The organism is Bacillota bacterium (assembly GCA_024655925.1).
GTDB lineage: Bacteria > Bacillota > DTU025 > DTU025 > JANLFS01 > JANLFS01.
Genome location: JANLFS010000005.1, coordinates 1 through 12156 on the forward strand (window position 1 = coordinate 1; position 12156 = coordinate 12156).

Here is a 12156-nt window from a genome sequence, read left to right on the forward strand (position 1 = left end):
TGGATACGTCGGCGCTGGGAGACCCGCCGGTTCTCACGGGGCGCGAACCGCCGGTCCTTGCGGACCTTGCGGCCGCGGTCCGCGAACGGATCGCCCGGCCCATTGGCAGCGCCACGCTTTTGGAGGAGATCAGGCGGCGAAATGCCAGGCGAGTTGTGGTGATCGTCAACGACGTCACCAGGCCCACACCTTACGACAGTATCCTCCCACCTCTGCTTGCGGAGATCGAGGCCGCAGGGGTGAGGAAGCCTGATGTCACATTCGTGGTGGCAACGGGTATACACCGTGGCATGACCGAAGAGGAAATGAAGGCCATACTGGGGTCCAATGTCATGGCGGCCCACCCTGTCATGAACCATGACTGCGACGACACGGCGAACCTGGTCCACCTAGGCAGGCTCAGCCACGGAAGCGAACTCTACGTGAACCGCGTCGTTCTGGAGACTGACATGGTCATCACCACGGGTGTCATCGCTCCCCACTATTTCGCCGGGTTCTCTGGGGGCAGGAAGTCGATCCTGCCAGGAGTGGCGGGGAGGGAGACCATAAGCCACAATCACTCTCTGATGACGTCGGACTTCGCCGAAGTCTGTAACATCGAGGAGAATCCCGTGCACCAGGAGATGGTTGAGGCCGCCCGCAAGGTGGACGTCGGGTTCATGGTGAATGTCGTTGTGGACGCCCACGGGGATGCCGTGGGGGTCGTGGCGGGGGACATCGAGCAGGCCTGGCTCGAAGGCGTGCGGATGGGGCGTGAGATCTCAGTCACCCATATCGACCGCCTGTATGATGTCGCCATCGCAAGCCCGGGCGGGTACCCGAAGGACATCAACGTCTACCAGGCCCAGAAAGGCCTGGACAACGCGGCGCGCGCTGTGAGGTCTGGGGGCACTGTGATACTGGTTGCGGAGTGCCCCGAGGGTTACGGCGAGCCAACGTTCGAGGAATGGATGGAAGAGGCGCATTCCCCGGGAGACATCTTCGCAAGATTCGCTGCCGGATTCGAACTGGGAGGGCACAAGGCCTACTCTCTCGCCAGGGTAATGCGTGACCGGGAAGTGGTCCTGGTGTCTGGTCTTGGGGAGGCCTTCACCCGGAAGCTATTCATGACCCCGGCTCCGAGTCTGGACGCGGCGATAGACTACGTCCGGGCCAAGCACGGGCCGGGGTTCACTTCAGTGATACTGCCCCACGCGGGCATCGTCGTCCCCACATTGAAGTCCTGAGCATGATGATAGGAGGGCGCACATGGACACTTTGGAGATAGCCGTTGTTCCCGGCGACGGAGTTGGCCGCGAGGTCGTGGCGGAAGCAATCAAAGTGCTTGCCGCAGTGTCAGACCTGCACGGGGGCGTGAAGTTCTCGTTTACGGAGTTCCCGTGGGGGTGTGAGTATTACCTGAGAACTGGGAGGATGATGGAGGAGGGTGGCCTTCGAGCGCTCGAGGATCACAGGGCTATTCTCTTAGGAGCTGTGGGGGCGCCAGGGTTGGTGCCGGACCATGTATCTCTGTGGGGACTCCTTCTTCCCATAAGGAAGACCTTCGACCAGTACGTGAACCTCCGACCCATCAAGCTGCTCCGGGGCATTCCCAGTAGGCTGGTGGGCAAAGGGCCGGAGGACATAGACTTCATGGTGGTCAGGGAGAACACAGAAGGGGAATACTCAGGCGTAGGCGGGAGGGTACACGTCGGCACGCCCCAGGAGGTGGCGGTCCAGAGCGCCGTATTCACACGACATGGGACGGAGCGGGTGATGAGGTACGCCTTCGAGCTTGCCAGGGGGAGACGGCGCGCAGGACGCGTGGTGTCGATCACCAAGTCGAATGCGTGCAACTACAGCATGGTTTTCTGGGATGAGGTGTTCCACCAGGTCGCGAAGGATTATCCCGAGATCGAGGCAACTCAGGTCCACGTGGATGCAGCAGCGATGTACCTGATAACCAAGCCCGAGTGGTTCGACGTCGTGGTTGCAACCAATCTGTTCGGGGACATCCTGACCGATGAAGGCGCCGCGATTCAGGGAAGCATCGGCCTTGCCCCAGGCGCGAACCTGAACCCCGAAAGGAAGTACCCGTCGATGTTCGAGCCGATTCATGGGTCCGCACCAGACATCGCCGGACAAGGCATCGCAAATCCGATCGGCACCATCTGGGCCGCTGCGATGATGCTGGACTTTCTTGGCTATCCAGATCTCGGAGGAGAAGTCGTGTCCGCCATAGAACAAGTATTGTTAGCTGACGGCCCCAGGCCCGTGGACCTCGGCGGTACCGCTACCACCAGCCAGGTGGGGGATGCCGTCGCGGAGGCACTCAGGGCCGGGTGAATTCGAGGTCCGGAGGGAGGGGCTCACATGACTCACATCCATGAACTCAAGCCGCGCCACAGGCCCCGGCGCACGAAGAGGGTCCGCCCAGTCGGGGCAGTGGCTTTGGTCGCTTTCGTTCTTGTGCTGGTCGCCTTCGCCTTCTTAGGCCAAACGAAGGCGTTGGCTGACACCACCTCTCTGAAGAACAAACCCGCGCCGGTTTTCGAGCTCCCTGATATGGAGGGCAAGCTTATTAGTCTTCGCGACCTCAAAGAAGTCGTCCTCCTCGACTTCTTCACCACCACGTGTCCAAACTGCGATGAACTGGCGCCTCACGTTCAAGGGCTCTACGAGGAATATGCTGAAAAGGGCCTGAAGGTATTTGGAGTCTCCATGGGCGACCCTCCGTCGAGGCTCAGGACATACGTGGCCGATAAGAAGCTGACGTACCCCGTGCTCATTGGCACGTCAGCCGTTGCACGGGCATATCAGATCCCGGGCGTGCCGGTGGTGGTGATTATCGACCGGGGAGGAATCGTTCGGCACGTCCAAATCGGGTTCCGGAACGGGTTAGGTCTTGAGGCCGCCATGGAGCGCGTCATCCGGGAGTTGCTGGGGCTATGACTTCTGCTGGCCGCAGAACCTCCATCGTTTCGCCTTACGCGATCCTGCTCGGGGCGGGCATCGCCCTGCTCGCCCTGGGCTTGGCATTCGGGGACTTCCCGCTCATTCTCCAAAATGCCAGGCTCATATGTTTCTCGTGCATAGGGCTTGAGTAAGGCGATGGGAGCGAAGACTCGGCATCAAAGGCCCTGGGCGAGAAAACGGGTTCTTGTGCAGATCGGGGCGACGGTCGCCATGAACTCCTACTTTCTCTCGTTCCTCAAGTTCTGTCCAACCCCCGCTCTGAACTGCTACGCATGCCCTTTGGCCACGACGGCATGTCCCATCGGCTCGTTCCAGTACTTCCTTGCCATCCGAAGAGTGCCGTTCGCGCTCTTAGGTTTCGTGACGGCGATCGGAGCACTAGTGGGCAGGGCGACGTGTGGATGGGCGTGCCCGTTTGGGTTCATCCAGGATCTGCTCGCGAGGCTTTGCCTGGATCCAAAGAGAAAGCTCGCGCGGGGGATAGGCCCCGGCTGGGTCCGGTACTTCGTCCTGGTTGGCCTGGTAGGTGCGGGGGCATTCATCGTCAGATCACCGATTTTCTGTAAACTCTGCCCCGCTGGGACTCTCGAGGCAGGCATCCCGCTTGCCCTGACCAAGCCCTACGTCAGGGACCTCATCGGCCCTCTTTACTGGGCGAAGCTCGGGATCCTCGCTGCACTCGTGGCCGCTGCGGTCCTCATAAAGCGGCCATTCTGCCGTTTCATCTGCCCCCTTGGCGCCGCGTATTCCCCGTTCAACCGCCTGAGCCGGATGAGGCTCTCGGTTGACCATACCCGCTGCACCAACTGCGGCCTGTGCAGGAACCTCTGCCCTGTTGAGCTCGAAGTCCACAAGGATCCCGGCTCCGACGCATGCATCCGATGCCTCGAGTGCACAAGGTGCCCGGCAGTATCTGTGGAATGGGGAAAGGGACCCGCATGGGCCTCGAAGGCAGCCGGGGATGTGGCTGCAAAGCTGAGCAGAAACAGCTGAGCGAGTCGGGAAGCGGCTTAGCAAATCAGAGATGCTTGAGAAAACCGGAGACAAGGCAGAAACCAAGAGGGATAACGGCGACCGCCGGGAGCACGCATTGCCTTCACATGCGTTCCCGGCGGCCTCGGTCTTGCCCGCAACTGCGGGCTGAGCTTCACTTTCAGGAGAAGCAGATGCCGAGAAGCTCAGATGAGATGTACTTGTCCGTGGTGTAGACATTCGCTGCGAATCCCGAATAGAGCGCGGTCATGACTTTCCAGGACGCGTAGACCAGGTCAGCGTGGGCGGGAATCTCCATTGAGAGCCTTGCCAGGTGGTTCATGTGTTCTTTCAAAGCTCGGTTCTCCTCAGGCGAGAACAGGCTAACGTCCCTGGATATGAACTGAGCGTCCAGATTCGACGAGGCGAGCTCAAGGTAACTCGTGGCTTCATGCATGGCCTTTCTTGCTTTCTGCGCGGCGTTCGCATCGGCGAACTGGACTTCGCGGGCTGCTCCCCAGCCAGCAAGGTACGCGGCGAGCTCCATCTGCCGCACAGCGCCGGTGATCTCTGTGAACGCTGCAGTGTTCGTGGGACTCGAACGCGCCCGAGTCCGGGCTATGTTTAGCAGGGGCTCGATGTCCCTCGCGACCAGAGCGTCGATTTCCGCGAGCGCGGACGAGAGCGCAAGGCGGCCTGACACGAACGCGGTCATCCTGTCGCCCATCCGCCTCACCAGCTCAATGCTGCCGGCCCGCATAGCCTCAAGATGGTCCACCGCAGCGGGAATGCGCTCAGCGATGTCGGGAACCGCCTTGATCTGCGCAAGAACCCCTTTCATCGCCTCGAGCGCTTCCATGGCAGCGGCTCGGAACTTGAGGTCTCTGGTTTCGATCATGGTATCCACAGCCGCCAAGGCCTGGAGATTGAGAACTCCCAGCACATCGCAGAGCTCGTCAAGCTGGAACCGGGCACCGGCCGGAGCTGTGAAACGCCCGAGCTCGCCGGGGGCTGAAAGGACCGCCCCGGCAGGGCCGAGAGCCGACACTAGCACGAGAAACCCGACCGCGACCTGCAGGGCGAAGGGCCGACTGACACTGCTCTGACCAGTGATCATTGCCGTGCACCTCCCGGACCGTTACCAACGGGCCGCTCTTTCCGAGGCAATCCTTCCGCGCTACTCCTCGGGGGCTTGGGGGATGAAGCCTTCCTTCATCATCAGGGCGGTGAGGTCGCGGGCTTGCTTGATCGCCGACGAGGCCTTGGCCACGAGTTCATCCCAGGAGAGCGTGATCCGGGCTATCCCCTGTTTGACGGCCATGGCGCCAACGGCGGCAGCTTCTCTCGGGTAGACCTCCCACTCGTCCATTGTCGGGATGATATAGTCCGCGCTCAGGCCTTTCTCCTCCGCGCACCGGGCAAGCTCCTGTGCCGCAGCTATGCACATCTCGTCGGTGATGCCGCGCGCCCTCACGTCAAGGGTCCCACGGAAGATCGCGGGGAACCCAAGCGAGTTGTTGGCCTGGTTCGGGAAGTCCGACCTTCCCGTCGCCACCACGGCGGCGCCAGCCTGCTTGGCGTCCCAAGGCCAAATCTCGGGGACCGGGTTCGCACACGCGAAGACGATGGGGTCGGAGGCCATGCCCCTTATCCATTCAGGCAGAATGACGTCCGGGCCAGGCTGTGAGCACCCGATGACGGCGTCCGCGCCCGCCATGGCCTCGGCAATCCCCCCAGTGACTCCCTCCGCGTTTGTGGTCTTGCACATCTCCCACTTGGGGCCGGGAGCGCCTTCAAGGTCGTGGCGCCCGCGGTGAAGAGTGCCCCGGGAGTCGCACATGATGATCTTGCCCGGGTCTACCCCGGCCGCCACCAAGAGCTTGACGGTGCGCACATTGGCGGCGCCCGCTCCGACCATGGCGACCTTCACCGAGCCGATGTCCTTTCCGACGAGCTTCAGGGCGTTGATGAACGCAGCCAGGATGACTGCGGCCGTTCCCTGCTGGTCATCATGCCAGACCGGGATCTCGCATTCCGCACGGAGCCTGTCGAGGATGTCGAAGCACTTGGGCTGCTCGATGTCTTCGAGGTTGATCCCACCGAAGGAGGGCTGGATCCACTTAACGGCGGAGATGATCTCTTCGGGATCACGCGTGGCAAGACAGATGGGGACTGCGTCGACTCCGCCCAGGTACTTGAAGAGGAGCGCCTTCCCTTCCATGACCGGAAGCCCGGCTTCAGGCCCGATGTTCCCAAGGCCCAGGACTCTGGTTCCGTCTGACACCACGGCGATGGTGTTGGATTTCCACGTGTACTCGTAAGCCAGGTCACGGTTCTTCTGGATTGCCAGGCACGGCTCCGCCACGCCGGGCGAGTACCAGATTGCGAAGTCGTTGAACGATCTCACCGCGCACCTGGGAGCGGTCTGCACCTTGCCTCGGTAGAACGGGTGCAGACGCAGGGCATCCCGTCCGGGCTTCTTTGCTTTCTCTACAAGATCTTCTGTTGTCATGTGCATGCCTCCTCGTGTGTGTCAGTCTCGTGATGGGGCGGGTCTAGATCAAGATCCCCCGGGGAAGGGGGACAGTGAGCAAGTTCACGAACACATAGTAGAACACCAGGATCTCTATTGCTGCTATCAAGATCGCTGGCAAGAACACCTTCAGGTCACGCGCGCTCCGATCGACCATGACCATGAGAACGCCGAAGGAGAGGATGCTCGCGACCACGAAACCCAGCCAGGACATGAGAATCGCCCACAAGACCACAATTGCGGCTGCGGCAACAGCAGTACGTATGTCCACGAACCGAAAAGTCTTAGCTGGGGATGGCTTCACGAAGCTCTTTACAAGCAGGATTGTAGAAAGCACAACCAGGATCGTCAGCACCGCCCTGGGGAACACCACGCCCAGGTAAGTCAGGTTCCCCATCTGGGAGATGAACACCACCGCCACGATGAGCATGAGGATCGCGCCGACCCTGTCCGTGTTGCTACGCATTCACGGTGCCTCCTTTCCGGTGCTTTGCTAAGAAGGCTGACACAAACGGCCACGTGAGCGAGACGACAGTCATGACGATCAAGATGATGCAAATCGGGCGGCCGAAGAAAACGTGCGAGGGCGAAGGGAAGGCTTTGGCCATCAACATGGACTGGGCGAACCCCTCCTCGGCCAGGGGACCAAGGATCAGACCCAGTACGATCGGTGCCGGGTGGATCTCTATCTCCTTGAGAATGTAACCGATGAACCCGCAGGCAAGCATGAGGAACACGTCCATCGTGTTGTTCCTGATGGCGTAGGAGCCTATGATGGTCAGAAAGACAATCGAAGGCACCAGGAGCCTGAGCGGCAACCGCGACACGAGCCTGTGCAAAGCTGTCCCTATCGCCAGGCCCACAACCAGCATCATGAGCGTCGACAAGAACAGGGAAAAAATGAAACCATACGTTACGTCTGCATGAATAGTGAACAGCTCGGGGCCAGGCCGCAGCCCGTGTATCAGAAGTGCCCCGTTGACGCTGTCATCTACGGGGGTTCCCGGGACGCCGAGCGTGAGGAGGGGAACCAGGCCTCCGCCGACAGTGGCATTGTTCGCGGCCTCCGTCGCGACCACCCCATCCAGGATTCCTGTGCCGAACTTCTCGGGATGCTTGGATCCCCGGACCGCCTCGTTGTATGAGACGAGGTTGGCAATGCTCCCGCCAGCGCCAGGTATGATCCCGATCACGGTCCCTATCACGCTCGAGCGGATGAGGTTGACCGGCATCGAGAGAACCTTGCGGAAAGTCTTCATGATGACCCCCGAAACGTGCACCACGTTTACTCCCTCGTAGGACTGTGTCCCTTGCACGATCAGGGACAGGACCTCGGAAATACAGAACAACCCGATCAATGCTCCAACTAGGTCTATGCCTCCCTGCATCATCGGCTGCCCGAACGTGAACCTCACGTCCCCGCCGATTGGGGCGATGCCGATGGTGCTTATGAGAAGGCCGACGACTCCGCCTATAAGCCCCTTGATCAGGGACTTCGACGCGAGACTTGCGATTATGCTCAGCCCGAAGACGCTGACCCAGAAGTACTCCGGGGGTCCGAACTTCAGCGCGACGCGCGCAAGGGGCGGAGCGAGGAACGCAAGAACCACAAGGCCGAAGAGGCCTCCGAAAACTGACGCAACCGTAGCCCCGACGACGGCTTCCTGGCCCCGGCCGGATTTGGCCATCGGGTACCCGTCAAAACACGTGCCTATAGAGGACGGTGTTCCAGGAGTGTTGATCAGAATGGCCGAGAAGCAGCCACCGTAGATGGCGGCCATATACACGGCTCCCATGGTGGCTAGACCGGTCACCGAAGTCATGGTGAAAGTGAACGGCACAAGAAGTGCCACTGCCATCGTGGCCGTCAGGCCCGGCAGCGCGCCGGCTGTGAGTCCGGCGATTGTGCCGACGAACATCAGAAACAAGGTCTGGAAGTTCAACACTTGGCCGATACCCTGAAGAAGGGCGTCCAAAGGTCTCCCCCCGATCTCTCAGATTGCATACTGGGCCGGGATGATGCAATCCCGGCCCAGTCCTGTCCGGTGAGAACCGAAATCAGCCGGATGAGTGCCTACTTGATGGCACCCACGTCACGGAGCAGTTTGGTGTAGTACGGGATCCTGTCCTTCACGAAGGCGGTGTACTCAGCCGGCCCCATGTCCACGATGTCGAAGGCCATCTCCTTCATCTTCGCGATGTACTCAGGATTCTGATTGACCTTGCGGAACGCATCCGCGAGGACCCGGACGATCTCGTCCGGTGTTCCCGGAGGCACCGAGACTCCGCGGTAGGCACCTTCGACAATGTCGTAGCCTAGCTCCCTGAAGGTCGGGGCATTTGGAAGCACCGGTGACCGTTCCTCGGCGGCTACCGCGAGAACCCTCATCTGGTCAGGATACTGAGCTGCCATGGTGGTGTAGGACATCAGGGCTCCGACGTGCCCACCGAGGAGAGCGGGAACCGCGGAACCGGACCCAGTGAACGGGATGTAGGTGAGCTTGACACCTGCAGCCTGCTCCAGTTCGATGGTGCCCAGGTGATTCGCGGACCAGCTTGCGCTTCCTCCGATGGTGACGGCCTCAGGATACTTCTTAGCGTAGGCGATGAGATCGTCAAGGGTTTTGAACGGGCTGTCTTTCCGCACGAGCAGGGCGTTGGGCGTTGCCTCGAAACAGTAGACCCGCTTCAGATCCTCAGTCTTGTAGCCTGCGTCCCCACGCTGCAGAGGCTGTAGGATCGTGTGGGGGAGGTTGTCGCCGGCTATGGTGTACCCGTCTGGCTTTGCGCGGACCAGTTCGGACCAGCCTGTGGCGCCGCCTCCGCCGATCTTGTACTGGATCACGACTTTGACCCCGAGGATCTCCTCGAGATACTTCTGCTGAAGCCTAGCCGTGAGGTCTGATTCGCCGCCGGGATTGAAGCAGATGATGTAGTTGATCGGCTTGTCAGGATACTTCGCCGCCACAGCGACTGTGAATCCTCCGAGGACCAACAGCATGGCCAATCCGAGAACTGCAAGTCTGGTTTTGGCACGCATCCGTCTCTACCTCCCTATGTATTGTCCTTGCCTGAGTGCCTCATGTTCCGAACGCCAACAAACCGCCTTCAACAGGTCTTTCTTCTCACTACCACTCCTTCAACGGGTTTTATGGGCCACACCTGTGTACCACGCAACTGTCGTGCCAGCGCGGGAAAGCACGAAAGATGCTGCGGAGCCGGAGGTCCGAAGCGAGAACCTCGCGGAGGATGGCCCCAGCGTTTCCGGTCCGCAACAACTGTGCTACGTGCTTGAAACAGATCTGTCCGACCGATTCTTCAGTTTTCGCCACAGAGTCACTCTACTTATGCCGAGCCTCTTGGCGGCGAGGCTCTTGTTCCCGTGGCATTCCTCGAGCGCCGCCAATACAGTCTCGACCTCCAGGTCGTTCACGACCTCTCTCAGGTTTCCAGGACATGCCCCCCCATGTTCGGAGCAAGAAAGGAAGTCGGGTGGAAAGTCCAGGATTCCCTGCAGATCGGCTGAGGTTACGAGATGCTTATCGTGAAGTGTTATGACCCGTTGGATTATGTTCTTGAGCTCCCTCACATTGCCAGGCCAGTCGTATCTGCAGAGAAGGTTGACCGCGTCCGGCGATAGGGTCTTCCGATGCTTGCCTGTGGCTCGAGTGTAAACATCGAGGAAAAAGTCGGCGAGGAGTGGGATATCGTCTTTCCTGGTCCTAAGTGGGGGGATGAAGAGACGCAGGACGTCCAGACGGAAGTAGAGATCCGAGAGGAACTGACCCGATGCCACGAGTGCCTTGAGGTCACGGTTGGAGGCGGCAATCACCCTGACGTCCACAGGAATAACCTTGTCGTCTCCGATCCTCATGACCTCTCTCTCCTCAAGTACCCTGAGGAACCTCTCCTGGAGAGGCAGCGGCATTCCTGCGATCTCGTCAAGGAACACGGTACCTCCGTGGGCTTGCTCGAAGAGCCCCACTTTCCCGGCCTTTCGGGCACCGGTAAAGGCACCATCCACGTACCCGAAGAGCTCGCTCTCGAGCAGGGTGTCGGGAAAAGCGGCGCAGTTGACCGCGACAAAAGGGCCATGCCTGCGGGGGCTGCCGTTGTGGATGCTTTGGGCGAAGAGCTCCTTGCCAGTTCCAGTCTCGCCCAAAATCAGGACTGTATAGGAAGACTCCGCGAACCTGCGTGCGGTGTCCAACGCAGTGTTAATACCTTTACTGTTCCCGACTATGTCTTCGAAGGTGAACCTCGCCACATGCCCGTGAGCCATGAGCTTTTGCCTCACGTTACGTTCGAGATTCTGCAGGCTCGTGACCTTCTGGAGGGTGGCTACGGCACCCAGGCATCTGCCGTGACACGTTATTGGATACTTGTTGATAGTCACCTGGACGCCTCCGACCTTCTGGACCTCTCCGGTCTCTGCCTCACCCGTCCTCACGACGTTCAGGACTTCTATGTTTGGAAAGAGACTGGCGATGTGGCGCCCGAGCACCCCTGCTGCGGGTAACCCAGTCATTTGCTGAGCCGCTTTATTGAACTCGAGGACCCTGCCAACTTTGTCTACCGCGATTATCCCATCTGATACACTATTGATTACCTGATGCAGAATGCTCGACCTGTCTTCCCTACCCTCCTGGCTGAGGATCACCTCGTTCGCCTGCTGTATCGCCCATTCGAGGCTGTTTCTGCCGGACTCGATCAGTATTCCGGTCAGGTTGAACCTCGGGGCATTCTGCACACCTATGACTCCCCCAACTACGACGCGTATTCCCATTCGGCGCAGTTCGCGCAGGCGGTCGCGGGCTTCGTCCTCGTTATCGATGGGGACATCAATGATCTCTGCTCCAAAGACTTCCGAAAGGACTTTGGTGTCAGGCGACAAGATATTGCGAAAGAACATGACCGCGACTCTCCGGTCGATCTCAAGGGCCTTCATGACAGCGCGCGCGATCTCGTAGCCGGTAATAGGCACCGTGACCAGTGGCAGGCCCACGTCTTCTGCTTCCTTGATGCATATGGCGGTTCCACCTCTGCTCACAAGGACCTTTGCCCCGAGCGCCTTAGCCTGCCTTGCTGCCCGTACTCCCTCGTCCATGAGTCCTTTCACGATGGTCAAAGGTGTCCCGGACCCGGCAATGTCACTCGCAATGCTAGCGAGGCCCTCGTAGGGAGCAACTACAGCAATCCCTGCCATGACGATCAAGTCCCCCGCACGGAGTATTGAAAAGCCTGAGACGGGTACTCGGCAAACTTGGTTGTGCAATTGAAACAGATCCCGGCTGTCTGAGCCAACGCCTTGCGGTTGGCGGTTGTTTATGCTGCGACTTCCAGTATTTTCGACGTCGAGCGCGCATACCCTTCATTTCGTTCAAGGTTACGCCAGTTTTCTGATCGTATGTTAACGTGGCGTAACGCCCTCGTTGCCGAACTGAAACGCAACGGCGTCGAACGGCGCTCCATCAGGTGCCGAGGCGCAGCCGTGAGTGGCAGAGGGATTCGAGGTACTGCCCTCTACGCACTGGGAGTCGCGCGGCAGATCCTGAACGACCTGGTGCACGATACTGCAGTAGGGAGCTGGAAGAATCCGTAGAGTAAGATCCAGCTGCATAGTAACTGACGGCCCGGACGGGACCTCGCTCGAGCGTCGGTCCCGTCCTCGTCATGTACCCGCCTGCGCGCTGTCT

11 protein-coding genes are annotated in these 12156 nt (G+C 59.9%); 5 read left to right on the forward strand and 6 right to left on the reverse strand.

All coding sequences use genetic code 11. The features are described from left to right. The 5 genes from larA to NUW23_01270 all read left to right on the forward strand — a co-directional run. A partial coding sequence (larA, locus tag NUW23_01250; protein MCR4424805.1) for a nickel-dependent lactate racemase occupies window positions 1-1226 on the forward strand: 1226 nt, incomplete at its 5' end. Window positions 1227-1248: 22 nt separating this feature from the next. Beyond that, window positions 1249-2325: a tartrate dehydrogenase gene (locus tag NUW23_01255; protein MCR4424806.1), complete on the forward strand. Its 1077-nt coding sequence runs from the start codon at window positions 1249-1251 to the stop codon at window positions 2323-2325. A gap of 27 nt (window positions 2326-2352) precedes the next feature. Further along, complete coding sequence (locus NUW23_01260) at window positions 2353-2931, forward strand: TlpA family protein disulfide reductase (protein MCR4424807.1); 579 nt, start codon at window positions 2353-2355, stop codon at window positions 2929-2931. Further along, complete coding sequence (locus NUW23_01265; protein ID MCR4424808.1) at window positions 2928-3086, forward strand: hypothetical protein; 159 nt, start codon at window positions 2928-2930, stop codon at window positions 3084-3086. Before NUW23_01260 ends, NUW23_01265 begins: the two co-directional genes overlap by 4 nt. 4 nt (window positions 3087-3090) lie before the next feature. Beyond that, window positions 3091-3948: a 4Fe-4S binding protein gene (locus tag NUW23_01270; protein MCR4424809.1), complete on the forward strand. Its 858-nt coding sequence runs from the start codon at window positions 3091-3093 to the stop codon at window positions 3946-3948. A 160-nt stretch (window positions 3949-4108) separates the two neighbouring features. On the opposite strand, the gene NUW23_01275 is transcribed toward NUW23_01270, so the two are convergent. The 6 genes from NUW23_01275 to NUW23_01300 all read right to left on the reverse strand — a co-directional run bounded on the left by NUW23_01275 (window position 4109) and on the right by NUW23_01300 (window position 11666). Further along, entirely contained in the window at window positions 4109-5044 is a 936-nt protein-coding gene (locus tag NUW23_01275; protein MCR4424810.1) for a hypothetical protein, read from the reverse strand. A gap of 60 nt (window positions 5045-5104) precedes the next feature. Further along, window positions 5105-6439 carry an NADP-dependent malic enzyme gene (locus NUW23_01280; protein ID MCR4424811.1) on the reverse strand — a complete coding sequence of 445 codons (1335 nt, stop codon included), beginning with the start codon at window positions 6437-6439 and terminating at the stop codon, window positions 5105-5107. Window positions 6440-6482: 43 nt separating this feature from the next. Next, window positions 6483-6926: a tripartite tricarboxylate transporter TctB family protein gene (locus NUW23_01285; GenBank protein MCR4424812.1), complete on the reverse strand. Its 444-nt coding sequence runs from the start codon at window positions 6924-6926 to the stop codon at window positions 6483-6485. Next, the gene (locus NUW23_01290; GenBank protein MCR4424813.1) at window positions 6919-8436 is read right to left on the reverse strand and encodes a tripartite tricarboxylate transporter permease; all 1518 of its coding nucleotides are present in this window, start codon (window positions 8434-8436) and stop codon (window positions 6919-6921) included. The genes NUW23_01285 and NUW23_01290 overlap by 8 nt, the downstream gene beginning before the upstream one ends. A gap of 98 nt (window positions 8437-8534) precedes the next feature. Beyond that, the gene (locus tag NUW23_01295; GenBank protein MCR4424814.1) at window positions 8535-9500 is read right to left on the reverse strand and encodes a tripartite tricarboxylate transporter substrate binding protein; all 966 of its coding nucleotides are present in this window, start codon (window positions 9498-9500) and stop codon (window positions 8535-8537) included. Between the two features lie 243 nt (window positions 9501-9743). Further along, window positions 9744-11666 carry a sigma 54-interacting transcriptional regulator gene (locus NUW23_01300; protein ID MCR4424815.1) on the reverse strand — a complete coding sequence of 641 codons (1923 nt, stop codon included), beginning with the start codon at window positions 11664-11666 and terminating at the stop codon, window positions 9744-9746. Window positions 11667-12156: the final 490 nt, after the last annotated feature.